Origin of the sequence: Agrobacterium sp. InxBP2, from assembly GCF_026191755.1 — a bacterium.
Taxonomy (GTDB): domain Bacteria; phylum Pseudomonadota; class Alphaproteobacteria; order Rhizobiales; family Rhizobiaceae; genus Agrobacterium; species Agrobacterium pusense.
Genome location: NZ_JAINDY010000029.1, coordinates 119,241 through 143,946, shown reverse-complemented (window position 1 = coordinate 143,946; position 24,706 = coordinate 119,241). Strand labels below are relative to the sequence as shown.

Genomic DNA, 24,706 nt, shown 5'->3' with positions numbered 1-24,706 from the left:
AAATGCGCATGGGAGGAGAGCCTTATGAAAGCGCGGGTTTCAGTCCACCGGGACTTCCGGATTGGGCGTATCGACGATCGTCTTTATTCCGCCTTCATCGAACATATGGGGCGCGCCATATACGGCGGCATCTACGAGCCGGGCCATCCTCAGGCGGATGAAAACGGCTTTCGCAAGGACGTTCTGAAATTCGTGCAGGACCTGAAGATCCCGGCCATCCGTTATCCGGGCGGCAACTTCGTTTCGGCCTATCGCTGGGAAGACGGCATCGGGCCGCGCGACCAGCGTCCCATCCGTCTCGATCTCGCCTGGCGCTCCAAGGAAACCAACCAGATCGGCATCAATGAATTCGCCGACTGGGCGCAGATGGCCGGCATCGAGATGATGCTCGCCGTCAATCTCGGCTCCCGTGGTCTGGACGACGCCCGCAACTTCCTCGAATACGTCAACTTCCCCGGCGGTACGACGCTCAGCGATCTGCGCCGCAGCCATGGCGCCGAAAAACCGCATGGCGTGAAAATGTGGTGCCTTGGCAACGAAATGGACGGTCCCTGGCAGATCGGTCACAAAACGGCGGTGGAGTACGGGCGTCTCGCCAACGAAACCGCCAAGGCCTTCAAGGGTTTCGACCCGACAATTGAAGCAATCGTCTGCGGCAGCTCCAATGACGGCATGCCCACTTATCCCGAATGGGAGCGGGAAGTTCTCGAGGAGTGCTATGAAAATGTGGATCACATCTCGCTGCACAAATATTTTGGCAATAACAGCCGCGACACGCTGAATTATTTCGGCAAGATCGAGGAAACCGGACGCTACATCCAGACGATTGCGGGCGTCATCGATTATGTGAAGGCGAAGAAGCGCGCCAAGAACGACGTCTCCATCTGCTTCGACGAATGGAACGTCTGGTATCACATCCGCGAAGAAGACGGCAAACGCATCAAGAGCTGGGACTGGCCGGAAGCGCCCGCACTTCTCGAAGAGACATACAATTTCGAGGACGCGCTGTTCGTGGCGGGTCTGCTCAACGAGTTCATCCGCCGTTCGGATCGGGTGCGCATCGCCTGCATCGCGCAGCTCGTCAATGTCATCGCGCCCATCCGTGCCGAGAAGAACGGCCCGGCATGGCGTCAGACGATCTATTATCCATACCAGTTTGCTTCGCTTTATGGCCGTGGCGTCGCGCTGAATGTCGCCGTTGATTGCCCGACCTATGACTGCAATGCGGCCGATGACGTCAAATATCTCGATGTCGCCGGTGTCTATGACGAGGCGGAAGGCATGGTGACATTGTTCGTGTTGAACCGGCACTTGACCGAGGCCGCCGACCTCGATGTCAGCCTCACCGGTTTCTCGTCGACCACGCTCGATCTGCATCTGGCCATGGCGGGATATGATCTGCGTGTCGGTAATGGCCCGGATCAGCCGGATCGTGTCGTGCCGGTGCCGGGCAGCGGTGTCGGCGTCGAAGACGGAGCGCTGAAGGGCTCCGTGCCGGCGCTGTCTTATCATGTGCTGCGTCTGAAGGTTCAGTGAGGCGGCCATGGGTGTCCGTCTCAACAATATCGCCAAGTCCTTCGGCTCCTTCGCGGCGATCCGGGATGTCTCGATGGACATCCCCACCGGCAGCTTCGCGGTCTTCGTCGGGCCTTCCGGTTGCGGCAAATCCACGCTGCTGCGGATGATTGCCGGTCTTGAAGAGACCAGCGGCGGACGCATAGCCATCGACGACCGTGATGTCACGGCCGTCGAGCCGGCGGATCGCGGCGTTGCGATGGTTTTCCAGAACTATGCCCTCTATCCGCATCTGACGGTGTTCGAGAACATGGCGTTCAGCCTGCGTCTTGCCCGCCGGCCGAAGGCGGAGGTGAATGAGAGGGTGGGCGAGGCGGCCCGCATTCTACAGCTGGAAGATCATCTGCAGAAAAAACCGTCGCAGCTTTCCGGTGGACAGCGCCAGCGCGTCGCCATCGGCCGCGCCATCGTTCGACAGCCGAAGGTCTTCTTGTTCGATGAGCCGCTTTCGAACCTCGATGCGGAGTTGCGCGTGCAGATGCGGCTGGAGCTGACCCGGCTTCACCGCAAGCTGGGTGCCACAATGATCTATGTCACCCATGACCAGGTGGAGGCCATGACGCTCGCGGACAAGATCTTCGTGTTGAAGGGCGGCGTCGTGCAGCAGGCGGGTGCACCGCTCACCCTCTATGACGATCCTGATAACCGGTTCGTCGCGGGCTTCATCGGCTCACCGGCGATGAACTTCCTGCAGGCGGACGTCGTCGGACAGCACGAAGGCGTCGTGACGCTTTCGCCCGATGGCGGGCATCGACATATCGAGGCGCGGCTCTCGCAACCCGTCTCCGCCGGGCAGCGTGTCGAGATCGGGATCCGGCCCGAGCATCTGATCATAACACAGGACGGTGCCTTGCCGGTCGTCGTCGAGGTCGCGGAAGAACTGGGCGACGTCTCCTACCTCTATACCCGCACCGGGGCCGGCAGGGAAATCATCGTGCAGCGCCAGGGCTCGCGCGAGAGCCTGGATGGCCGTCTGGTTTCGCTCACCGCCGCGCCCGACCACATCATGGTTTTCGACAGCGACGGCAGAAGGTTGCGATAGGCGCGAGGAGGCGCCTGTCGATGCAGCAGACCATCCCCGATGGGGTGTTTTCAAAGAAAACGGGAGGAGTGAACGATGCGACTGATCAAGACATTGCTTGTTGGCACGGTTCTGGGTTTGACCGCCCTGCCGGCGCTGGCCAGACAGGATATCGTCTGGTGGGATTTCCTGTCCGGCGGTGACGGCGTGCGCATGAAGGCGCTGATCGATGCCTTCAACAAGGAACATCCTGATATTCAGGTGAAGGGAACGACGCTCGAATGGGGCGTGCCCTTCTATACCAAGGTGCGGACCGCTTCTGCCGTCGGCGAAGGACCTGACGTCATGACCTATCACCTGTCCCGTGCGCCGCTGGCGCTGCAGGAGAAGGTGCTGAGCGAGATTACCGACAAGGATCTTGAGGATGCGGGCCTGAAGAAGGACGATTTCTTCAGTGCGCCGCTCGATGCGGCCACCCATGACGGCAAGCTTTATGCCGTGCCTTTCGATATTCACGCGCTGGTTCTCTATTACAATGCCGATCTTCTCAAAGGCTCGCCCTATATCGATGCCGAAGGCAAGCTGACCGGTATCAATACGATAGACGACTTCGAGAAGGCGCTGGCCTGGGCCAAGGAAAAAGGCGTCGAAACGCCGGTAACGTATCAATCCGGCGGAGAAGCCGGTGTCTGGCGCGTCTTTTACACCTTGTTCTCGCAGCAGGGCGGTGAACTCGTCACCAATGGCGAGGTGCTGGCCGGCGACAATGCGGAGAAGGCCGCCAAGGCTATCGATACCATGTCGAAATGGCGCGAAAACGGCTGGGCGCCGGAGCAGGCGGAATATCCCGCTTCCGTCGCGCTCTTCTCCGCCGGAAAATCCGCCTTCCAGCTGAACGGCGTCTGGGAAGTGCCGACCTACAAGGACCTGGAAAAGAACAACAAGCTGGGCTTCAAATGGAGCGCGGTCGAGGTTCCGCCCTTCATGGGTAAACGCGCTACATGGGCGGATTCACACGCTTTTGCCATTCCCAACCAGGGTGACAAGACCGTTTCCGGCGAGAAACGCGCCGCGGTGATGAAGGTAATCGGCTGGATGGAAAAACACGCCATCAGCTGGGCCGATGCTGGCCACATCCCGGCCTATAAATCGATCACCGAGGGCAGCGATTACAAGGCGATGCAGCCGAACGCCACCTATGCGTCACTTGCAGAAGCAGCCGTGTTCGATCCGAAAACGACGATCACGGGTGTCGCTTCGCCTGCCTATGATGCCGCGCTCAACGTCATCGCTCCGGCCATTCAGGGCTTCATGAGCGGCACGGATGCGGTGGAGCAGATCAAGGAAGAGCTGCAAAGCAAGCTGAAGTGACAGGAACCGGCCCTCCGGTCTCTGGCCGGAGGGCGCCTGCAATGCGTGAAGTCCCGGAGACAGTCCATGGCTATGATTGAAAACCGGCGCAAGAAATCGCTGATCGCGCTGTCGATGGTGACGCCGTTCATCGTGGTCTTCGCCACCTTCTTCCTTTATCCGCTGGTCGAGATGGTGCGCATGAGTTTCACCGATGCGCCCCTGATCGGTGATGGAAACTGGGTCGGGTTTGCAAACTACGCAAAGCTGCTGAGCGACCGCCTGTTTATAACGTCGCTGAAGAACAACGGTTATTTTGTGCTTCTAACCGTGGTCCCGACGACTGTCATCGCGCTGATGATAGCACTCGCCGTCAGCCGCCTTTCGGGCGTCAGGCAGACGGTTGCGATGAGCCTGTTTTTCTTGCCCTATGTCTTGCCTGTATCCGTCGTCACGGAAATCTGGACGTGGATGCTCGATCTTCAGTTCGGCATTCTTCAGCCGGTGATTTCCCTGTTTGCCGGAAAACCGGTCGCGGTCTTCAAGAATCCCTATTGGGTCATGCCGATGGTCGCTGTCGTCACCATCTGGTGGACCAACGGTTTCAACGTATTGCTATTCATCGCGGGTCTTCGCAACATTCCGGCCGAGCTTTATGAGGCCGCCTCGCTCGATGGCGCAACGACGTGGCAACGCTTCTGGCGCGTGACCTGGCCGCTATTATGGCCCGTGACAGCCCTCGTGCTGACCCTTCAATTGATCCTGCAACTGAAGATATTCGACCAGATCTATCTCCTGAGCGGCGGCGGCCCTTTCAACTCAAGCTTCGTGCTGCTTCTAAAGGTCTATCGTGAAGCCTTCCAGCTCAACAATGGCGGTTATGCCTCAGCCGTCGCCACCGTGCTGTTCCTGCTGATCGTCATCGTTTCCATTCTCCAGTTCCAGTTGCTGCGCATCCGGAGGAACTCATGAGCCTCAGCAGAAGACTAGAAAACATCATCCTGACCGTGCTAACCTTCTCGGCGGCGCTGGTATGGATATTTCCGCTCTACTGGACCTTCGTCACCTCCATTCGCTCGGATGAGAATGTTGCAGGGAACACCTTGCTGATACCCGACGAGTTCCGGCTGAGCGCCTATGTGAACGCCATCTTCAACACGCAGTTGATGAACTGGTATATCAACTCGGTCGGCACGGCGGCGATCGTTACCGTGTCGGTGCTTCTTATCTCGATGTTGTGCGCCTATGCCCTCTCGCAGATACGGTTTCCGGGCCGACGCCTGCTCTATGGCATCGTGCTGGCGAGTTTCATGGTGCCGGCGCAGACGCTTGTCGTCACGCAGTTCATCCTGATGAAAAACCTTAACCTCATCAACACCTGGGCAGGCATCATCCTGCCGCAGCTAATCACGCCCATCGTCATCATCGTCTACAAGCAGTTCTTCGACAGCGTGCCGAAGGAGATGCGCGAGGCTGTGGTTCTGGATGGCGGCGGTGAGTATACGATCCTTTTCAAGGTCTACCTGCCGCTGAACTGGGGCATTACGACCGCCATGGCGATCGTGACATTCATCACGGTCTGGAACGCCTTCTTCTGGCCCTTCCTCGTCGTTACCTCGGAAAACATGATGACGATCCCGGTCGGCATCACCCAGGTCAATGACACATTCGGCGTTGCCTATGCACGGCTGATGGCCATCGCCATGCTTGCCGCGCTGCCGGTCATCATCGCCTACGTCATCTTCCAGCGGCGGGTAACGGAAGCCATCATGATCTCGTCCGGTGTGAAAGGGTGAGGGGGCGGACGATCAGATGACATGCGCCTTGTGCAGGGCTGTCAGCACGTCGTTCTTGAGGGTTGCCAGCCGGGGTGAGCGCCGGTCACGGGGGCGTGGCACGTCCACCTCGATCTCCTCCTGTATGCGACCGTCATGGGCACCCATCATGTAAATCCGGTCGCCGAGATAGAGAGCTTCATCGATATCGTGGGTGACGAGAAGGAATGAGATGCCGCGCTGTTCGACAAGCTTTAGAACAAGGTCCTGAAGCTTCATCCGCGTGAAGGCATCGACCGCGCTGAAGGGTTCATCCAGCAGCAGGATACGCGGTTGCGTATAGAGCGCCCGAGCGATGGCGACACGCTGCGCCATGCCGCCGGAAAGCGCCTTTGGCAGCGCCGCGCCGTGGCCGCTGAGGCCTACGTCGTTGATCAGCCCTTCAACCCGCTGCACGTCGAATTTCTTGCCGGCCGCATAGCCGATATTTTCGGAAACCGTCAGCCAGGGCATCAGGCGGGGTTCCTGAAAGACGAAGGCGATCGGCGGCGTGTCCGTCGCACCGTCTTCTTCCGCCGTGTTGATCGTCACGGCGCCGGCAAATCGCCTGTCCAGACCTGCGGCGATGCGCAGCAGCGTGCTCTTTCCGCAGCCGCTTGGCCCGAGAAGAACCGCCGCTTCGCCATCGCCGAGCCCCAGATGAATGTCCTGAAGGACAACGGTATCGCCGAAGGCCTTTTCGCGCACGTCTACCTGAAGCAGGCTCATCGCAACCGCCCTCCTTCCTGCAGGGGATAGGTATCGCGCCAACGCAGGCAGCGTTCCTCGACGATCTTGAACAGGCTGTCGGATATCTTGCCGAGCACCGCAAGGCAGATGATGGCGATCATCACCAGATCGGGACGGGACAGTTCCCGCCCGTCGGAAAGCATGTAGCCGATCCCTTCGGATGCGGCCAGTAGCTCGGCTGCCACGACGCTCAGCCAGGCAAGGGACAGCCCGTAACGCAGGCCGGTGAAAAGATGAGGCAGGGAGGCCGGGATAAAAATTCGCCAGACCAGTACGGGCAGGGGCTGGCGATACATTTCGCCCACTTCCACAAGTTTGCGATCCACATTGCGGATGCCGGAGAACAGGTTGAGATAGACCGGGAAAAACGCGCTCTTGGCGATCAGGACGATTTTAGAGGTTTCGCCGATGCCGAACCAGATCATCAGCAGCGGCACCCAGGCGAGGCTCGGAACCGCGCGCAGGGCCTGGAACGTGGGCTCCAGATATCGCTCGGCGGCAACGACCAGCCCGACCAGCGATCCAACGATGACCGCAAGCACCGAGCCGATGACGAAGCCGACGAAAACGCGGGCGGTGCTTGCCGCGACATTGGTCCAGAGAGGTCCTTCAGCAAGCCGCAGAAACGTATCGTAGAGTTCCGACGGCGGCGGCAGTACATAAGGGCTCACCCAGCCCATGCGAACAAAAAGCTCGAGCAGCAGCAAAGACCCGACCGGCACGATCGCACCGCGCAGGTCGAACCGTGTGAAGAAAGCCCCCACCTTTTGCACAAGCGTCGATCGGGAAGGAGACTGTCTGGATGGCTGTCTCACGCGCTGAAATTCGCGCGGATGGGAATTCATGCGCCCAGCACCTTTTTCGCCGGAGCCGGGTCTATCAATGACGCAAGAACATTGTCGACATTGACCCCCGGACGCAGGACGTCGTCGCCAAGCAGCGGGGTAACGATACGGATCGAATTCAGCAGTTCTTCACCCGGGACGGGGTCGTTCCAGTCACGCTTGTTGATGGTAAGTTCCGTGATCTTGGGGTCGTTGCCCGTTACCTTCGTGACGAAATCGATGAATTCACTGTTATTCTCGCGGATCCATTTCTGCGTCTGCACCCACACGCCGAGCAGACGCTCTACCGCGCGCGGGTGTTTTGCCAGGAACGCCTCCGATACGCTGAAGACACTGCCGTCGCGCCAGCTACGCTCATCGAAAATTGCCCTGTCGCCGGCAAGCTCGGCCTGGGAGGTGTGCGGATCGATACCGACCCAGGCATCCACCTGTCCCTGCTGCAGCGCGTTGAACCCCTCGGGGTGCTGCAGGTTTACAACCTTCAGATCATCGACTGACAGCTTGTGTTGAGCAAGCGCGCGGACAAGGGTGAAATAGGGAGCCGTGCCCTTGGTGACGGCAATGGTCTTGCCCTTGAGATCGGCCACCGTCTTTACCGGCGAATCCGGACGCACCTGAATGATGGACGAACCGCCCCAGCTTGCTACATAGATGACTTTCAGCGGCACGCCATTGGCGCGGGCAATAAAGGCCGAAAGCGCCGCGGAACCGGCGAAATCGGTCGAGCCGACCTTGAGGAACTCCAGCGAGTTGTTGCTGCCGCGCGATTGTACCCAGGTGATCTTGGTGCCGACATCCTTGAACGCTTCCTCAAGCCAGCCCTTGTTCTTTATCAGCAGCGTATGGGACGAATAAAATCCCCAGTCCAGCTTCAGCTCTGCCGGAAATTCCGGCGTGCTCTGTGCCAGCGCACCGCGAGTTGCAAGCGGCGCGGCAAGCGCGCCGGCAATACCGAGCTTGAGGATATGGCGGCGGGAATGTTCGGCCTTCATTTAATTCACCTATTTTATGGATTTTATGTACATAAAGGCTAAAGGCAGGGGTTTTTGTGGTCAATACGCACCTCTGGAACCCCATGCCAAACTTCGAAAGCGGCGTGGAAAATCTCCCTAATCCCGGAGGGATAGGCGCGACATCCCGTTATCAAGCAAAGAAGCGGTTGACCGGGCGGTGCAGTCCGAGATGATCGCGCAATGTCGGACCCTCATAGTCCGTTCGGAACAGTCCGCGCTTTTGCAGTTCCGGCACGACCAGCGTGGTAAAATCGTCAAGACCGGCGGGCAGGAAGGGGAAGGTGACGTTGAAGCCGTCCGAGCCTTCCTCATGCAGCCATTGTTCCATCTCGTCGGCGATGGTTTTCGGCGTGCCGACGAAGGCGAGCCCTGCATAGCCGCCCAGCCGCTGCGCGAGTTGACGCACCGTCAGCCCTTCGCTTCTGGCAAGTTCTATCACTCTTTCGCGGCTGGATTTGCTCGCATTCGTTTCCGGAATGTCGGGCAGCGGGGCGTCGGGATCGAAACCGGACACGTCGTGACCCAGCGCGATCGACAGCGATGCTATCGCGCTTTCATAGTGGACGAGGCTGTCGAGCCTGGCGCGCTTGGCTTTTGCCTCCTCGACCGTATCGCCGACAAGAACGAACGCGCCAGGCAGAATGACGATGCCATCACGCGACCGTCCGGCGGCGACCGTCCTGTCCTTTACGTCCTTGTAAAAGGCCTTGCCTGCTGCAAGGGTGGGTGTGGCCGCAAAGACCACCTCAGCGGTTTCGGCGGCGAGCTGGCGTCCGGGTTCGGATGCGCCGGCCTGAACGATGACCGGCCAGCCCTGCACCGGGCGGGCGATATTGAGCGGTCCGCGCACCGAAAATTCGGGGCCCCTGTGGTTCAGCACATGCATTTTTTCAGGGTCGAAGAACAGTCCGCTATCGACATCCCGAATGAAGGCATCGTCCGAAAATGAATCCCACAGCCCGGTGACGACATCATAGAACTCCCGCGCGCGGCCATAGCGCTCGGCGTGGTCGGGTTGATCATCACGGCCGAAATTCCGGGCGGCGTCCGGGTTCGAGGTAGTGACGATGTTCCAGCCGGCGCGGCCATTGCTGAGGTGATCGAGAGAGGCAAAACGCCGGGCCACGTGATAGGGCTCGTCGAACGTGGTAGACGCGGTTGCGACGAGACCGATGCGCTGGGTGACGGCGGCCAGGGCGGAAAGAAGCGTGAAGGGCTCGAAGGAAGTAACGGTATGGCTGCGGCGCAGCGCCTCCGTAGGCATGTTCAGGACGGCGAGATGATCGGCCATGAAGAATGCGTCGAATTTCGCAGCTTCGAGCTGCTGCGCGAAACGCGCCAGATGGGCGAAATTGAAATTGGCGTCAGGAAAGGCGCCGGGGTAACGCCATGCGCCCGTGTGGAGGCTGACGGGCCTCATAAAGGCGCCGAGATGCAGTTTGCGATCATTTGCCATTGGGTTTCACTCTCTTGTCGGTGTTTCGGCGCGGACGGCTCGCTGTCGCATCCCCTGGCGGGCGCAAGCCCGCTTCTTGCTTGCGGCGACGATATCCCCGTCAGGGAATTGGCGCGGCAAAGACTATTCCGATTATGATTTCCAAACCGAAAGATTTTTCTCGGGATTGTGTTTGCGACGATGCAACCGTCGCTGTCGACCGGTTGTCGCGGGCGGGTAATATGTCTGCAACTTCGTATCGTCGTGACGGGGCCGCGTCGTGTGAAGGCCCGGCAGGCGGCCTGCCACCGGACCTCTTTTTCGGCGCCGTCCGCGTTCAGACCGCCAGAAGCGCCTCGTTCCCCGTGCGGCGGGTCTCAATGGCGCTTTCCGTTTCTATACGCTTGCCGGTAGCCGGATCGAAGAAGTGGAGCTGCGCGGCCGGCAGGCCGAGATGGATGCGCTGGCCGGGCTTCACGGCCAGGTCCTCGCCTATGGCAGCGGAGAATGTTTCGCCGGCAATCTCGGCGTGTACGATGCGGCCCGATCCCAGTTCTTCGACGAAATCGACGATGGCCGGCACGCCCTCGCCATCCGCGCTGACGAGGCATTGCTCCGGGCGGATGCCGACCGTTACATCGCGGCCGCGCAGTTCCAGTGCGGTTTCGGGAAAGAGTTTCACCGGCGTGCCGGCCAGCATGACGGCGTGGGATTCCACTTCAACCCGGGTGGTGAACAGGTTCATGGCCGGCGAACCGATGAAGGATGCAACAAAGGTGCTGGCGGGACGATGATAGATATCGAGGGGATGACCGACCTGTTCGACGATGCCCCTGTTCATCACGACCAGCCGGTCGGCCAGCGTCATGGCTTCCACCTGGTCGTGGGTGACGAAGACGGAGGTGGCGGACAGGCGCTGGTGCAGCTTGCGGATTTCGGCGCGCATGGTGACACGCAGCTTGGCGTCGAGATTGGAGAGCGGCTCATCGAACAGGAAGACCTGCGGCTCCCGAATGATTGCCCGGGCCATGGCCACACGCTGGCGCTGGCCGCCGGAAAGCGCAGCCGGCTTGCGTTCCAGATAATCGGAAAGGCCGACAATCTTCGCCGTTTCCTCGATCCGGCGCTGGCGCTCGGCCCTGGCGACGCCGGCAACTTTCAGCGCGTAGCCGATATTGCCGGCGACGGTCATGTGCGGATAGAGCGCGTAGTTCTGAAATACCATGGCGCATCCGCGCTCACGCGGCTCGAGCCTGTTGACCACGCGTCCGCCAATCGCGATCTCGCCGGAGGTGATGTCCTCCAGCCCGGCGATCATGCGCAGAAGGGTGGACTTGCCGCAGCCGGAGGGGCCGAGGATGACGACGAATTCGCCGGAGCCGAAAGTGAGATCCACGCCATGCAGCGTGGGGGTCTTGCCATAGGATTTGCGGAGCTGGCGGATATCGATCTGAGCCATGATGGGAACCTTGTTGTTAAAAGCCGCGCGCCGTCACTTTTCGGACGAAACGAGACCGCGGACGAACCAGCGTTGCAGGAAGGCGACAACGAGAAGCGGCGGTGTGATGATGATGAGGGAGCCGGCCAGTGTCACGTTCCAGTCCGGCGTGCCGTCTTCGGCGGGCAGAAGGGCGCGCAGCGACATCATCACCGTCTTGTAGGAAGGATCGGTGACCATCAATAACGGCCAGAGATACTGGTTCCAGGCATAAACGAACATGATGGTGGTGAGCGCCGCCATGTTGGTTCGGGAGAGCGGCACCAGCATTTCCACGAAGAAGCGGATTGGCCCCGATCCGTCCATGCGCGCCGCTTCAGCCAGTTCGTCGGGGATGGTCATGAAGAACTGGCGGTATAGAAAGGTGCCGGTGGCGGTCGCGACCAGCGGCAGGGTGAGGCCGACATAGGAATTCAGGAGGTTCCACTCCACTGAGACCTCAATTCCGAACCATCCGAAGATGGAGCGGAAAGGCTGGAAAATATCCGCGGCCACCGAATAGGTCGGGACCACGCGCACTTCCAGCGGCAGCATGAGGGTGATGAACACCGTCCAGAAGAAGAGGTGCTTCAGCGGCGAGCGGAAGAACACGATGGCGAAGGCGGTAAAGGCCGAAAGGGCCACCTTGCCGATCGTGACCAGCGTGGCCATGATCATGCTGTTGAGAAGGGCGTTGCCGAGATTGGCGCGTTGCCAGGCGGTTTGGGCATTGGTGAGGAATTCGCCCTGTGGCAGAAAGCTGAACGGGATGCTGTTGACCTGAACGACAGACTGGCTGGCGCCGGCGATCACGACGAGCAGGGGACCGATGAGCAGAAGAAAACCGGCAATCATCAGCCCGTAGGTCAGGGCGTCGGCATAGGGGGTGCGCTGGATCATCGTCGCCTCACTTGTAATGGACCTGCCGCTCGACGAAGCGGAACTGGATGAAGGTGAAAATCATGATGAGGCCGATGAGGACGAGGCTCTGTGCCGAGGCGCCGGAATAGTTCAGCCCCTCGAACGCTTCGCTGACGATGCGGTAGACCATCACTTCGGTGGCGCGGTTGGGACCGCCCTCGGTGGTGGAGGCGACGATGCCGAACGTATCCGCGCCGACGAAACCCTCCGTCATCATGATGACGGTCAGGAAGAACAGGGTCGGTGCCAACAGCGGCACCTGAATGTCGATGGCGCGGCGGACGGGCCCGGAGCCATCCATGGCGGCTGCTTCCGTCAGCGCGCGCGGCACGGATTGCAGGCCGGCGAACAGGAAGATGAAGGTGTAACCCGCCCATTTCCAGATGAAGATGACGATGACGAGGATCAGCGCGTGCTCGCCATATTTTGCCGGGTTCCAGAAATCCGGCCACCAGGCGTTGAGCGAGGCGGCAAGCCCGCGTTCCGGCGAGAGGATGAAACGGAAAGCCATGCCCGCCGCAGGCCCGGCGATGGCGTAAGGAAGAATGTAGAGCACCCGGAAGAAGCCGGAGCCGGGAAGGGCGCGATCCACGCAAAGCGCAAGGACAAGGCCGATGAGAATGGTGAAGAACGGACCGGCGACGGCGAAGATCAGGCTGACGAGCACCGATTGCCAGTAAAGCGGATCGGAGAAGGTCTCCTTGAAATTGGCGAGCCCGACGAATTCCGCCGCACCGCCGAAGGGCGGTTCAAGTGTGAACGCCCAGTTGATGACCGCTGCCACGGGCCAATAGAAGAACAGAAAGATCAGCAGAAGCTGCGGCAGGGCGAACAGCACGGGCAACCACGTGCTCTTGAAGACGGCGCGCTTTTCCATTGAGTAACCGGCAAAAGTGGAGAACTGGACGGGCTTGCCCGGGAGATCCCGCGGGCAAGCCTCTGGAAAAACGGCGAAGCTTAGTTCAGCTTGGCGCCGGCATAGGTCTTTTCGAAGCGGCGCAGGCCGGCATTGGAGCGCTCGACGGCCTTGTCGAGTTCCCCCTGAACGTCGGCATTCTGCATGAAGATGGCTTCGAGTGCCGTGGAGACTTCCTTGCGGATCTGCGTGAAGTTGCCGAGACGGATGCCGCGCGTATATTCGGAAGGCGGCGTGAAGGTCAGGCTCTCAATTGCCTTTTCGCGACCCTTATAGGGTGCCTTGTCGTAGAAGCCGTTGGCCTTCATGGCGTCGAAGCCGGTCTTGGTGACCGGGATGTAACCGGTGACCGTGGACCACCACTGAACCATCTCCGGCTGGGCGATGAAGTTGAGGAATGCTGCCGCGCCCTTGTATTCCGCTTCCGGACGGCCGGCCATGACCCACAGGGAAGCGCCACCGACGAGCGAGTTCTGCCGCTGCGTGCCCTTCCAGACCGGCAGCATGGCCACGTCCCACTTCACGCCCTCAGGCATGCCCTTGCCCACCGTGCCGTGCCCGGCAATCGAAGACATGAACATCTGGCAGGTCTGCGAGGTGAATGCGGGCAGGATGTCCATGCCGAGCTGCTTCGTCTTGACGACGAATAGCTTCTCGTCCTGCATCTTTTTGAAGAATTTCACATGGTCGACGAACTTGGTCTTGTTGATCGTCAGTTCCGCGTCGAGGCCCTGATAGCCGTTGCCTTTGGTGGCGATCGGCTGGTTATGGATGGCGGAGAACTGTTCCATCAGCATCCAGGTGTCGAAGTTGAAGGCGAGCGGGCATTCGAAGCCGGCGGCTTTCAGCTTCTTCGCGGCCTCTTCAACCTGTTCCCATGTATCGGGCTTGAAGGTGATGCCGGCTTTTTCGAACGCATCGACATTGTAATAGAAGACAGCGGTGGATGAATTGTAGGGGAAGGAGTTCAGCTCGCCCGCAGCCGTTGCATAATAATTGGCAATGCCCGGGAAATAATTGTCCCAGTCGATCTTGTAGCCATTGTCAGCCATCAGCTTTTTCGCGGGAACGAAAGCCTTGGACAGCATCATGTCCAGTGTGCCGGCGTCGTAAATCTGGGTGATCGCCGGCTGCTTCTTGGCGCGGTAGGCGGCGATGGTGTTCTGCAGCGTGGCGTCGTAATCGTTCTGAGACGTGCAGACGATCTCGAATTCAGCCTGGGATTCGTTGAACTTCTTGCAGGTGTCCTGAACGCGTTCGCCAAGGTCACCGGAAAGGCCGTACCAGAATTCGAACTTGGTCTTTTCAGCGTGGGCAGCCGTGGCGCCGAAGGCGGCGGCAATGGCAACGCCGGCCATGAAAGAGGTCAGAGCGGAAGGTTTCATGAGTTGAGCCCCGTTGATGGAATGATGGCCTGATCGGCAGGGACGTCATGTCCTGAGCACGAAGCCACGGGCTCTGCTAACAGTCGTATTTGACGGATAGCTTACATTTTGTTGAACGTTTTATGATGACTTGCGGCGCAGCATCGTCGGCGCGGCGAAATACGATCGCTGGAAGCGCAATGCATGTATTTCTATTTAGACGTCAGTTATTTACGTGGAAAGCGGGCGTTCCGCTACCTGATGCTGAACCGTCTGTCTCCATCAACCCCGGCGTGCGGCTTCGATGGCGGCGACGTCGATTTTCTTCATATCCATCATCGCCGTGAAGGCTCGTCTGGCTTCTGCCCCGCCGACAGCCATGGCATCCATCAGCACGCGCGGCGTGATCTGCCAGGAGATGCCCCATTTGTCCTTGCACCAGCCGCAGGCGCTTTCCTGGCCGCCATTGCCAACGATGGCGTTCCAGTAGCGGTCGGTTTCCTCTTGATCTTCAGTCGATATCTGGAATGAAAAAGCTTCGCTGTGCTTGAATTGCGGCCCACCATTGAGGCCGATGCAGGTTACGCCCGCGACAGTGAACTGCACCATGAGGACGTCCCCCTGCTTGCCGGAGGGATAGTCGCCGGGTGCGTGATACACTTTTATAACCTCACTATCGGGAAACGTGTCGGCATAAAAACGGGCTGCTGCCTCTGCGTCCTTGTCGTACCAGATACAGATCATGTTCTTTCGCATGGGTATGGTCCTCCGAGGTTGACGGCTTCCCCTTGCCGGCGGCAAATCATGGGCAGATTGACGGCTCCCCATCCGGCATAAAATGCAGCCGCAGCGCAAACGTTCCGAAACAATGCGTGACCAGTGTCAAAGCCAGCGTCTCACCCTGCGGCGATAGGCAACATAGGCCGGGCCAAGTTCCTTTGTCAGCACGCGCTCTTCAATGCTGACCTGCAGCATCACCGCGATGATGAGGACGATGGCGACGGTGAGCTGCAGAATGGAGGTGAACACCAGAACCAATCCCGCAAACAGCACAATCTGCCCGACGAAGACCGGGTTTCTTGACATGCTGAAAGGCCCGGTATCCACGATGGTTCCGAGATGGCCTTCGGCCGCGCCGATGCGCCACGATTTGCCCATGTAATGCTGCGCGTAGAGCGCGAGCGCACTTCCCGCCAGCGCCATAGCCACCCCAGCGAAGCGGATGGCTGCGCCGGTATAGTGTCGGTCCAGCAGCCAGCCGGCCTGTTGCGGTTCCAGCCAGAGGGTGAAAAGCGGCAGAAGCGCGCCGAGAAGAAACGCGACACGGAAAAGCGTGGCGGGAACGGTTTGCCTTTCGCGACCCTTGGCAAAAAGCCAGACCGGTTCGCCCGTGCGCTTCGCCAGCCGGGCCGTCAGCCATAAGAAGCCGCCGATATAGGTCCACACCGCAAGCACTGCCACAAGATCAATCATGTCTCCCCCAAATATATTGCCCAAGCCGGAAGCGGGCTCCCGACTCGGAACAAATGTATCAATGGAACTATTGCATCGTCGTGTCTTCGACTACGGGGACAGGTGTGAAATTTCAAAAAACGAACCAATGAATGGAAATTTCGCTAGAGTACGCACGCGCATCGGACGAAAATAAAATTATCATTAAATATCAATTAATACTGAAATTATAATATGCATGAATAATTTTGGATAGAAACTTCCTGTTTTATCGGAGAAGCGCGCTTGAGTGTTCTTGATCGTGGTGCCAATGCTTTCGCGGTTCTCGCCGCGCTTTCCAAATCCCAGGCCATCATAGAATTCGACCTTTCGGGAAAGATTCTTGCCGCCAATGAGAATTTCTGTCGGGCTCTGGATTACGAACTTTCGGAAATCCTCGGCAGGCATCACAGCATGTTCGTCGAACCCGCCGTCGTGGCTTCGGCGGATTACAAGGGCTTCTGGGCAAAACTTGCTGCCGGTCAGTTCGATCAGCAGCAGTATAAGCGCATCGGCAAGGGCGGCAGGGAGGTCTGGATCGAGGCTTCCTATAACCCCGTGTTTCGCCGCGGCAAGCCGGTGAAGGTGGTGAAGATCGCTACAGACATCACCGCACGCAAGCTGAAGGCGGCGGAAGACGCCGGCAAGATCGACGCCCTTTCCCGGGCGCAGGCCATCATCGAATTCTCGCCCAACGGCGAAATCCTGACCGCCAACGAGAATTTTCTGACGGCGCTGGGCTATTCTCTGGCGGAAGTGCAGGGCCGGCATCATTCCATGTTCTGCGAGCCGGCCTATACACAGTCACCGGCCTACAGGCAGTTCTGGGAAAGGCTCGCCGGCGGCGATCTGGTGGCGGATGAATTCATGCGTCTTGGCAAGGGCGGCCGCAAGGTCTTCATCCAGGCTTCCTATAATCCGATCTTCGATATGAATGGGAAAGTGTTCAAGGTCGTCAAATTCGCGACCGATGTGACCGGCCGTGTCGAGAATGTCGAAAAGCTGGCGCAGTGCCTTACAGACCTTGCCGAAGGCGATCTTGCCCAGAGCATCGACACGCCTTTCATTCCCTCGCTTGAACGGCTGCGCACGGATTTCAACGCGGCTTCGGAAAAGCTCAAGCGGGCCATGACGCGGGTGTCTGAAAATGCCGGCGCCATTTCTTCCGGGTCGAATGAAATACGATCCGCGGCAGATGATCTTGCCAGACGGACGGAGCAGCAGGCGGCTTCGATAGAGGAGACCGCTGCCGCGCTTGAAGAGGTCACCACCGCAGTCGGTGACTCAAGCCGTCGGGCGGAAGAAGCCGGCAGGATCGTTGCCCGTGCCCGCGACCATGCCGAACATTCAGGCCAGGTGGTGCGCGATGCCATAGGCGCCATGGATCAGATTGAAAAATCATCGCGGGAAATCTCGAGCATCATCGGCGTGATCGACGAAATTGCTTTCCAGACCAACCTTCTGGCGCTTAATGCGGGCGTGGAAGCGGCCCGTGCAGGCGAGGCAGGCAAGGGCTTTGCCGTTGTCGCGCAGGAGGTGCGCGAGCTTGCGCAGCGCTCGGCGACGGCCGCAAAGGAAATCAAGAACCTGATCAACGCTTCGGGCAAGCAGGTGGAAAACGGCGTCGGCCTCGTCACCAGGGCGGGTTCGGCGCTGCAGGAAATCGCAGAGCAGGTCCGCGACATCAATACCAATGTGGCGGCGATCGTGGATGCGGCGCGCGAACAGTCCACGGCGCTTGCCGAAATCAATCAGGCGGTCAACAGCGTGGATCAGGCTACCCAGCAGAACGCCGCGATGGTGGAGGAGCAGACGGCCGCAAGCCACAGCCTCGCGCGGGAGGCCGCGGCCCTGTTCGAGCTCCTTGGCCAGTTCCGGTTCGAGGAGACTGCGCGTCATGCGGCCTCTACGCGCAGCGGGTCCGGCCAGCGCGGTGCCGCCGCGCCGCGCCACCCGCTATCCCGCCCGTCGGGCGTGCGTGGCGCATCGAGCGCGGCTGTCGCGCATGAGGAATGGCAGGACTTCTAGACGCATCTCCGGTTCCCTTCCACCCCTGCGGGCCTTGGCATGGGGGGCCATGAAACGTCTGAAACCGAAATCGATCCATGCAAGTGCGGGGTATAGGCATATCGTCGCGATTGTCGGATAATCGACGCAGCGCGCCTGAAGATTACGGGGACTTTCGTTTGGCAGGGATGACATCAACAGGCAGGGTCGTGCTCGTTCTCTGCTGGCTGGCGGCGTTTCTCGGGCCGGCGCAGGCCGAAACGCCGGCTGACGGCAAGGCGTCCTGCGCCCATGCTCACGATGTGGCGCCCGAATTGTGCATCAGTCCCCAGAGCTACAACAGGGACCTTTGCCACGCCATCGAGGTTCTCGCCGCGCGCCATGCCGTTCCGCCGGATTATTTCGCCAGGCTGATCTGGCGGGAGAGCCTGTTCCGGGCCGATGCGGTGAGCCCGAAGGGGGCGGAAGGCATTGCCCAGTTCATGCCGGGGACGGCGAGGCTGCGTGGTCTGGACAACAGTTTCAACATCATTGCTGCGCTGGAGGCGTCGTCACGCTATCTGTCGGAGCTGAAGCTGCGCTTCGGCAATTTCGGTCTCGCAGCCGCAGCCTATAATGCCGGCGAGGCGGGGCTGCGCGGTTTTATCGCGACAGGTCGCCTGCCGGTGGAAACGCGCGATTATGTCTTTGCAATCACCGGGTACCCTGTGGAAAGCTGGAAAGACAATCCACCGGATAAGGCCGCGCCGGCGCTGGACGACAGCCGGCCCTTCATCGACGCCTGCCTGCGGCTTGCCGATACACGCACGATCAACGATCCCGTCCTGATATCTTCCGCCGACTGGGCGCCATGGGGTGTGCAGCTTGCCGCCCATTACAATCCGACGGTGGCGAACCGGCTCTTTACCCGTGCCATAGGCCAATTGTCGGGGCCTCTCAATGCCGAGCGCGCACTGATCGTGCGGCAAAGGGGTGGCAATTTCGGTTCGCGCCCGCGTTACGCCGCGCGCATCGGCCGCGAGACCAGAGCCGAAGCCAATGCGCTTTGTGGTGAAATCCGCGGGGCGGGTGTTCCCTGCACCGTGTTCCGCAACCGCTAGCGGAGGCCGCGGCTGATCATGACAAGTTGATCGGCCCATACGCCGCTCCTCCTTTCAGTGCGAGATGATCGCTCCTAGATTTGCGGGCGGCGGCGACCGCAACCCGCGGGCCGGTGGCGTGTGACGAGGGGATGAATTGCACATGAGATTGCTTGAAACCGGAGCGCTGGCAGCGGTGCTGACCATGGCCGTGGCGTGCACCAGCACCGGGCAGACGGAAATCACCCGCACTGTGGCCGGTTTTAAAGGGCAGCCGCGGGAGGCGGCAATCGCCCGGCTTGGCCGCCCCAACAAGGTCATCATCGAAAAGGGCGCAACCGAATCCTACTGGCTGAAAGTGGATGTCGAGACCTATGCCGGGCTCAGCAACCGGCGCGAATACCGGACCGTCGACGGGCAGGCGCAGGTCTCGCAGACCGAGGGCATGAAAATCAAGCAACATCGCCGCGATTGCATCATCAAGATCACCGCGGACGCGGCTTCCATCATCACCACGAGCGAGATCATCGGCGATCCGGCAAGCTGCGAGACTGTCCTGGGGCGTCCGGCTCCCTGACCGCCGCGGTTGAGATCGCCGCAGATTTACAGATGACGGCGGTTTTTTCCGAAGCCTGAAACCGTGCGCGTCTTTCGTTAACGGATTGGCGCCGCCTTTCTGTGGATGAGAGCGTCTGCTGTTGTTACCGTGAGCCTCTACGCATATGTTGGAGTACTGATTTTCGATTTCCGGGCAAGGCGGCAGGCACCTCATGACCTCCCAGTTGGACTTTTTCGCTTCCGCGGCCGCGCGGCTTCCCGAGACCGAACGGGGGCGAAAAATGCCGGGACGCGGAGCGGTGCAGAGGGTCGCAATGGATGACGAGGGGCTGGCGGGCTATCTCGAATCCACCGGCAATTACCGCGTTCTGCGCAAGCTCATGCCGCGTCAGGTCGTGGAACGGCCAAGGCCGGAATTTTCCCGCCGGGGCGTGATCCTCGACACGGAAACCACGGGTCTGAACCACCGGACGGACGAAATCATCGAGATCGGCGTCATCGCCTTCACGTTCGACGATCAGGGCGCCATTGGCGACGTCACCGGCATTTACGGCGGACTGCGGCAGCCCAACGTCGGCATACCGGCGGAGATCACTCGGCTGACAGGGATCACCGATGACATGGTTGCGGGGCAGGCGATCGACATGGAGCGGCTGGCTTCTCTCGTCGGCGATGCCGATCTGATCATTGCCCACAATGCCGGCTTCGACCGTCCCTTCTGTGAAGCCTTCTCGCCCATATTCAATGAGAAGGCCTGGGCCTGCTCCGTTTCCGAAATCGACTGGCGGGTGCGTGGATTTGAGGGCAACAAGCTGGGTTATCTGATCGGTCAGTCCGGTTATTTCCATGATGGCCATCGCGCGGTTGATGATTGCTTCGCGCTGCTGGAGGTGCTCGAGCAGAACCGGCCGGGCCAGGAAGGCATGACGCCCTTCATGGAGCTTCACGCGGCTAGCCGTAGATCGCGCGTCCGGATCTACGCGGAGAACAGCCCCTTCGATATGAAGGATCACCTGAAAAAGCGGGGTTATCGCTGGTCGGACGGTTCGGACGGCCGGCCGAAATCCTGGTGGGCGGAGCTGCCGGAAGAGATGCTGGCGGAGGAGCTGCATTTTCTGCGCACCGAAATCTATCGCTGGGACGCCGACCCTACGGTCAAATATCTCACGGCTTTCGACCGGTTCAAGGCCGGGTAGGGTTAATCGCCTGCGGGCGCTTTGATCGAATGATGAAAATCTGTCCTGTTAACAGGCTGCTTCTTTCGTGTGCGCTGGACAGATTGCTCAAATTTTGAGCTCATGTCGTTTTCCCCGCGATTGAAAGTGGGGAATCCGTCTGGCACGGGCTTTGCTTTCCGTCTTGTATGCAAGATTTACATACCAGGCAGGATCGTCAGATAAACATTGAAGAGGCCATCGTATCCGGCATTTTGTCGGCGCGTATCCGGCCGGGCACACGGCTCAGCGAAAACCAGCTTGCCGGACTTTTCTCCGTATCGCGCACCCGGGTACGCGAGGCGATGATGCGGCTGGAAACCCGGGGAATCGTGCACGTTAGTGCGAGGCGGGGCTGGTTCGTGGTCGAGCCGTCTGCCGAGGAGGCGATGACCATCTATGAAGCGCGCCGGATCATCGAATCCGGGTTGCTGCGCAGTATGCGGACCCTTACCGAGGAAGGGCGCGGCGTTCTCCTGGCGCATCTCGAGGAAGAGAAAGTCGCCATAGCCGCGGGCGACCGGCAGCGCCTGACCTGCCTCATGGGCGATTTTCACATCAGGATCGCCGAGCTTTGTGGCAATGCCGTCCTCGTTGAACTGCTGCGCGACCTGACGGCCCGCACGATCCTCATTTCCATGCTTTACCAGTCGGAATTTCATGCGCTGCAGTCGCATCAGGGACATTGCCGGATATTCGAGGCGATCGCAGCCGGCGATTTCGCGAGGGCGGCGGAGCTTTCAATCGAACATCTGGACGAGGTGGAAACCGGCCTCGATCTCACCCGGCGACCTGACCCGCTCGCCGGTCTTCGCCACTCGCTCGCCCTTCCGGAACATAACCGCGGCGATACCGACAAAAAAACCGAGCAACAGAACCAGCACAAGGAGAATGACCCATGATATTCAGACGGACCTTCATCGCCGCCGCCGCCATGGCTGCCGCCTTCGGATTTTCCGCGCCCGCAAAGGCGGACGCCCTTGCCGACATTGCCGCACGCGGCACGCTGCGCGTCGCCGTGCCGCAGGATTTTCCACCCTTTGGCAGTGTCGGGGCCGACATGACCCCGCAGGGTTATGACATCGACGTTGCAAAGCTGATCGCCGACAAGCTGGGCGTGAAGGTGGAGCTGGTGCCAGTCACCAGCGCCAACCGCGTTCCCTATCTGCAGACCAACAAGGTCGATCTGGTGATCTCCAGCCTCGGCAAGAACGCCGAACGCGAGAAGGTCATCGATTTTTCGGCCGCCTATGCTCCTTTTTTCAACGGCGTGTTCGGTCCGCAGGACGTTTCCCTCTCCAAAGCCGAGGACCTGAAGGGCAAGACCGTTGCCGTGACGCGCGGTTCGGTCGAAGACCTCGAGCTGACGAAGGTTGCGCCCGCTGACGCCACCATCAAGCGCTATGAGGACAATAACGGCACTATTTCCGCCTTCCTGTCCGGTCAGGCGGAGGTTGTCGCAACCGGCAATGTGGTCGCCGCCGCCATTCTGGCGAAGAACCCGCCGAAGCGGCCGGAAATGAAATTCCTGATCAAGAATTCGCCCTGCTACATCGGCCTCAACAAAAATGAGACGGCCCTGCTGGAAAAGGTCAATGCGACTATCGCCGCGGCCAAGGCGGACGGTTCGCTGAATGCCATCGCCACCAAATGGCTCGGGCAGGATCTGCCGGCCGATCTCTGATCGTCACATATCCCCGTCGTCCCGGTTCCCCGGGACGGCTTTCTCACCACCGGCGCAAGGGGACTTTTCTTGAGCTATCAATTTGATTTCCTGTGGCTCGGCGAATATTGGCCGCAGATTGCCAAGGGTATTGCCATCACCAGCCAGCTGACGCTGGTGGGCGGCGTTATCGGCGTGTCGCTCGGCACCGCCTGCGCCTGGGCCCGTGCGCTTGGCCCCTCCTGGCTAAGGCCCATCGTCGGCGGTTACGTCGAACTCATCCGCAATACGCCTTTCCTCATCCAGCTGTTTTTTATCTTTTTCGGCCTGCCGTCGCTTGGTTTCAAGCTTTCGGAGCTGACCGCCGCCAATCTGGCGATGATCGTCAATCTCGGCGCCTATAGCTGCGAGATCATTCGCGCCGGCATCCAGGCAACACCGAAAGGCCAGTTCGAGGCGGGGGCAAGCCTTGCGATGACGCGCTTCGAAACCTTCCGCCACGTGGTGCTCCGGCCATCGCTGCAGCGCATCTGGCCAGCGCTCACGTCGCAGGTTGTCATCGTCATGCTCGGGTCGGCGGTTGTCTCGCAGATCGCGGTGGAAGACCTGACGTTTGCGGCCAACTTCATTCAGTCGCGCACCTTCCGCGCCTTCGAGGCCTATATTGTTTCGACGGTAATCTACCTGCTGCTCGCGATCCTGCTGCGGCAGGGCATGCTGGCGCTGGGCGGCTTCCTTTTTCCGCGGAGGCTGGCGCGATGATGGAATTCACCTTCTGGGATATTCTGCGCAACCTGTTGCTTGCCACGCGCTGGACGCTGCTGCTGTCGCTGGTTTCCTTCGCTGGCGGAGGCCTGGTCGGCCTCGCGCTTCTGTGGCTGCGCATCAGTCCGCGTCCGGCCTTGAGCCGTCTTGCCCGCATCTATATCGAAGTCTTTCAGGGCACGCCGCTCCTGATGCAGCTTTTCATCGCCTTTTTCGGCCTCGGCCTCTTCGGAATCGATGTTCCAGCCTGGCTTGCCGCAGGCGTGGCGCTCATCCTGTGGACTGCTGCGTTTCTGGCGGAAATCTGGCGCGGCTGTGTAGAGTCGATCGCAAAGGGGCAATGGGAAGCCTCGGCAAGCCTTGCCATGGGCCGCCTGCAGCAGATGCGTTACGTCATCCTGCCCCAGGCGATGAAGATCGCCATTCCACCGACAGTCGGTTTTTCCGTCCAGGTGATCAAAGGCACCGCGCTCACCTCCATTATCGGTTTCGTCGAACTGTCCAAGGCCGGCACGATCGTCACCAACGCGACCTTCCAGCCTTTCACGGTATACGGGCTGGTGGCGCTCATCTATTTCGCCCTCTGTTGGCCGCTGTCGAAATCCAGCCAGTTTCTCGAAAGGAAGCTCAATGTCGCTCATCGAAATCACTGAAGTCCACAAGAGCTTTGGCGACAACGAGGTGCTGAAGGGCATCAACCTGGATGTCGAGCCCGGAGAGGTGATCGCGATCATCGGGAAAAGCGGTTCGGGAAAATCGACGCTGCTACGCTGTATCAACGGTCTGGAGACGATCAGCAACGGCTCCATTCAGGTGGCTGGCGCCCAGCTGCTTGATGACGAGCTGCATCTGAAGGCCCTCAGATTAAAGGTGGGCATGATTTTCCAGCAGTTCAATCTCTTCCCGCATCTGACTGCCGGCGGCAATGTGATGCTGTCGCAGATGGTGGTGAAGAAGCTGGCGGCGCCCGAGGCGGAGGCGATGGCGCGCAGGATGCTGGAGCGTGTCGGTCTGGCGCACAAGTTCGACTCCTATCCGGACCAGCTCTCCGGCGGTCAGCAGCAGCGTGTGGCCATCGCCCGCGCGCTTGCCATGCAGCCCATCGCGCTTCTGTGTGATGAAATCACGTCCGCGCTTGACCCGGAACTGGTGTCGGAGGTGCTCGCTGTCGTGCGTGAACTTGCCAGAGAGGGCATGACACTTTTGATGGTGACGCATGAAATGAAGTTCGCCCGTGACGTCTGCTCGCGCGTCGTCTTCATGCATCAGGGACGGGTACACGAGATCGGCCCGCCGGAAGAAGTTTTCGCTAACCCCCGCACACCGGAACTCAGGCAGTTCCTCGGTGTGCTCTAACATTCCATGGCTACGCACGCCTGCAGAACGGCGTGCGCAGTGGCCCGTGCGCCGCAGGCTTCGCGCTGCGACTTGCGCGTTCATGCGCCATG

24 protein-coding genes are annotated in these 24,706 nt (G+C 60.0%); 14 read left to right on the top strand and 10 right to left on the bottom strand.

Annotated elements, in window-relative coordinates:
* The first annotated feature begins 24 nt into the window (after positions 1 to 24).
* The 5 genes from K7A42_RS13260 (at position 25) to K7A42_RS13240 (ending at position 5,742) form a co-directional block, all read left to right on the top strand.
* The gene (locus tag K7A42_RS13260) at positions 25 to 1,536 is read left to right on the top strand and encodes an alpha-N-arabinofuranosidase (RefSeq protein ID WP_113730298.1); all 1,512 of its coding nucleotides are present in this window, start codon (positions 25 to 27) and stop codon (positions 1,534 to 1,536) included.
* Between the two features lie 7 nt (positions 1,537 to 1,543).
* Positions 1,544 to 2,617, top strand: a complete 1,074-nt coding sequence (locus tag K7A42_RS13255; protein ID WP_135855748.1) for an ABC transporter ATP-binding protein — start codon at positions 1,544 to 1,546, stop codon at positions 2,615 to 2,617.
* 75 nt (positions 2,618 to 2,692) lie between these two features.
* A complete protein-coding gene (locus K7A42_RS13250) occupies positions 2,693 to 3,967 on the top strand; it encodes an extracellular solute-binding protein (protein WP_113730300.1) in 1,275 nt (424 codons plus the stop codon).
* A 66-nt stretch (positions 3,968 to 4,033) separates the two neighbouring features.
* Complete coding sequence (locus K7A42_RS13245) at positions 4,034 to 4,918, top strand: carbohydrate ABC transporter permease (RefSeq protein ID WP_034496581.1); 885 nt, start codon at positions 4,034 to 4,036, stop codon at positions 4,916 to 4,918.
* On the top strand, positions 4,915 to 5,742 hold the full coding sequence (locus tag K7A42_RS13240) for a carbohydrate ABC transporter permease (RefSeq protein ID WP_006700583.1): 828 nt from the start codon (positions 4,915 to 4,917) through the stop codon (positions 5,740 to 5,742). Before K7A42_RS13245 ends, K7A42_RS13240 begins: the two co-directional genes overlap by 4 nt.
* Before the next feature lie 12 nt (positions 5,743 to 5,754).
* Here the strand turns inward: K7A42_RS13240 and K7A42_RS13235 are convergent, their stop codons facing one another.
* From K7A42_RS13235 to K7A42_RS13190, 10 genes are all read right to left on the bottom strand, one after another.
* On the bottom strand, positions 5,755 to 6,489 hold the full coding sequence (locus tag K7A42_RS13235) for an ABC transporter ATP-binding protein (RefSeq protein WP_035210303.1): 735 nt from the start codon (positions 6,487 to 6,489) through the stop codon (positions 5,755 to 5,757).
* Entirely contained in the window at positions 6,486 to 7,355 is an 870-nt protein-coding gene (locus K7A42_RS13230) for an ABC transporter permease (protein ID WP_004444914.1), read from the bottom strand. Before K7A42_RS13230 ends, K7A42_RS13235 begins: the two co-directional genes overlap by 4 nt.
* Positions 7,352 to 8,347, bottom strand: a complete 996-nt coding sequence (locus K7A42_RS13225) for an aliphatic sulfonate ABC transporter substrate-binding protein (protein WP_108081630.1) — start codon at positions 8,345 to 8,347, stop codon at positions 7,352 to 7,354. The genes K7A42_RS13230 and K7A42_RS13225 overlap by 4 nt, the downstream gene beginning before the upstream one ends.
* A 151-nt stretch (positions 8,348 to 8,498) precedes the next feature.
* Entirely contained in the window at positions 8,499 to 9,824 is a 1,326-nt protein-coding gene (locus K7A42_RS13220) for an LLM class flavin-dependent oxidoreductase (protein ID WP_022562620.1), read from the bottom strand.
* Between the two features lie 316 nt (positions 9,825 to 10,140).
* Positions 10,141 to 11,262, bottom strand: a complete 1,122-nt coding sequence (locus K7A42_RS13215; protein WP_006700579.1) for a sn-glycerol-3-phosphate import ATP-binding protein UgpC — start codon at positions 11,260 to 11,262, stop codon at positions 10,141 to 10,143.
* A 33-nt stretch (positions 11,263 to 11,295) separates the two neighbouring features.
* Positions 11,296 to 12,180 (bottom strand): ABC transporter permease subunit, encoded by an 885-nt coding sequence (locus K7A42_RS13210; protein ID WP_282455375.1) that lies wholly within the window; start codon positions 12,178 to 12,180, stop codon positions 11,296 to 11,298.
* Between the two features lie 7 nt (positions 12,181 to 12,187).
* Positions 12,188 to 13,078: a carbohydrate ABC transporter permease gene (locus K7A42_RS13205; RefSeq protein WP_282455374.1), complete on the bottom strand. Its 891-nt coding sequence runs from the start codon at positions 13,076 to 13,078 to the stop codon at positions 12,188 to 12,190.
* Between the two features lie 80 nt (positions 13,079 to 13,158).
* On the bottom strand, positions 13,159 to 14,502 hold the full coding sequence (locus K7A42_RS13200) for an extracellular solute-binding protein (protein ID WP_004444904.1): 1,344 nt from the start codon (positions 14,500 to 14,502) through the stop codon (positions 13,159 to 13,161).
* 261 nt (positions 14,503 to 14,763) lie between these two features.
* Entirely contained in the window at positions 14,764 to 15,237 is a 474-nt protein-coding gene (locus K7A42_RS13195; protein WP_282455373.1) for a VOC family protein, read from the bottom strand.
* 126 nt (positions 15,238 to 15,363) lie between these two features.
* Entirely contained in the window at positions 15,364 to 15,954 is a 591-nt protein-coding gene (locus K7A42_RS13190; protein WP_072492945.1) for a methyltransferase family protein, read from the bottom strand.
* Positions 15,955 to 16,218: 264 nt separating this feature from the next.
* Between K7A42_RS13190 and K7A42_RS13185 the strand changes: the two genes are divergently transcribed.
* The 9 genes from K7A42_RS13185 to K7A42_RS13145 all read left to right on the top strand — a co-directional run bounded on the left by K7A42_RS13185 (position 16,219) and on the right by K7A42_RS13145 (position 24,614).
* Positions 16,219 to 18,000 (top strand): methyl-accepting chemotaxis protein, encoded by a 1,782-nt coding sequence (locus K7A42_RS13185; protein WP_282455372.1) that lies wholly within the window; start codon positions 16,219 to 16,221, stop codon positions 17,998 to 18,000.
* Between the two features lie 167 nt (positions 18,001 to 18,167).
* A complete protein-coding gene (locus K7A42_RS13180; protein ID WP_044459289.1) occupies positions 18,168 to 19,079 on the top strand; it encodes a lytic transglycosylase domain-containing protein in 912 nt (303 codons plus the stop codon).
* 142 nt (positions 19,080 to 19,221) lie between these two features.
* Positions 19,222 to 19,635 (top strand): hypothetical protein, encoded by a 414-nt coding sequence (locus tag K7A42_RS13175; protein WP_022562613.1) that lies wholly within the window; start codon positions 19,222 to 19,224, stop codon positions 19,633 to 19,635.
* Between the two features lie 193 nt (positions 19,636 to 19,828).
* Positions 19,829 to 20,812, top strand: a complete 984-nt coding sequence (locus K7A42_RS13170; protein WP_280171294.1) for a 3'-5' exonuclease — start codon at positions 19,829 to 19,831, stop codon at positions 20,810 to 20,812.
* Positions 20,813 to 20,979: 167 nt separating this feature from the next.
* Positions 20,980 to 21,732, top strand: coding sequence for a GntR family transcriptional regulator (locus K7A42_RS13165; RefSeq protein ID WP_282455371.1), 753 nt, complete (start codon positions 20,980 to 20,982; stop codon positions 21,730 to 21,732).
* Entirely contained in the window at positions 21,729 to 22,514 is a 786-nt protein-coding gene (locus tag K7A42_RS13160; protein WP_044459292.1) for a transporter substrate-binding domain-containing protein, read from the top strand. The genes K7A42_RS13165 and K7A42_RS13160 overlap by 4 nt, the downstream gene beginning before the upstream one ends.
* 69 nt (positions 22,515 to 22,583) lie before the next feature.
* Complete coding sequence (locus tag K7A42_RS13155; RefSeq protein ID WP_034496560.1) at positions 22,584 to 23,255, top strand: amino acid ABC transporter permease; 672 nt, start codon at positions 22,584 to 22,586, stop codon at positions 23,253 to 23,255.
* The gene (locus K7A42_RS13150) at positions 23,252 to 23,911 is read left to right on the top strand and encodes an amino acid ABC transporter permease (RefSeq protein ID WP_022562609.1); all 660 of its coding nucleotides are present in this window, start codon (positions 23,252 to 23,254) and stop codon (positions 23,909 to 23,911) included. Before K7A42_RS13155 ends, K7A42_RS13150 begins: the two co-directional genes overlap by 4 nt.
* Positions 23,889 to 24,614, top strand: a complete 726-nt coding sequence (locus K7A42_RS13145; protein WP_004444884.1) for an amino acid ABC transporter ATP-binding protein — start codon at positions 23,889 to 23,891, stop codon at positions 24,612 to 24,614. Before K7A42_RS13150 ends, K7A42_RS13145 begins: the two co-directional genes overlap by 23 nt.
* Positions 24,615 to 24,706 lie beyond the last annotated feature (92 nt).